1 pseudogene is annotated in these 896 nt (G+C 40.8%); it reads right to left on the bottom strand.

From position 1 onward, the window contains the following. Positions 1-608 (bottom strand): annotated as a pseudogene (locus DN394_RS28825) (Gfo/Idh/MocA family protein); the annotation flags it as partial. Between the last annotated feature and the right edge of the window lie 288 nt (positions 609-896).

Raw genomic sequence — 896 nt, 5'->3', positions numbered from 1 at the left:
TCCCCTACAAGATAATGCGCAAGGTCTATTAAGTGAGCGCCAAGATCACCATGAGAACCAGAACCGGCAATTTCTTTTTGCAGACGCCAGACTAATGGGAAATGAGGATCAAGCAACCAGTCTTGAAGAAACCATGCGCGAAAATGCCGAATTTCTCCCAACCGCCCGCTATCAATTAACTTCTTCGCTAATCGTACCGCAGGTGAAAAACGATAATTAAACCCAATCATATGCACAATTCCTGCTTGATTTGCGGCTTCTAACATTTCGCGTGAATCAGCAAGTGATAAAGCTAACGGTTTCTCACAAAAGAGATGTTTACCCGCTTGTACGGCTGCTAACGCAATTTCTTTGTGCATATTACTCGGTGCATTAATATCAATAGATCAATATCAGGACGAGCGATCAAATCTTGCCAATCTGTTACATATTCTGCCCAACCCGAATTGCGCTGCGGCTTGTTCCACTTGCTTGGAATCACGACCACAGATAACAGACATGTGAGGCTTTGCTGCTTTTGGAAAAAACATCGGTAGACTGCGATATGCATTGCTATGCGCCTTCCCCATAAATTTATACCCAATCATGCCAATATGTATATCTTTCATCTGATCTCCTCCTTAGAAATATAACGCTTTCATAAAAAAGAATATCAATCCATCACTTGATTTTATTATGGCAGAATCAATAGTCGATCACAATCAAATCCAAAACAATGTTTGTCCAAAGCGAGAACGGGTATATATAGAAAGGAACACTATACTGATTTCAATACGAGGAGGAGTTAATCATGACAGAAGAAAACAAACAACCCGAAACTCATTCAGAAGATACACTGATGGAGAAAAAGAGAAAAGAGGATGGCTCCAATATCGAGACACAAGCCGATGAATGGA

It is taken from the genome of Bacillus sp. BB081 (genome assembly GCF_008368895.1).
Classification (GTDB): domain Bacteria; phylum Bacillota; class Bacilli; order Bacillales; family Bacillaceae_G; genus Bacillus_A; species Bacillus_A wiedmannii.
This window is presented reverse-complemented; position numbering and strand designations above follow the sequence as displayed.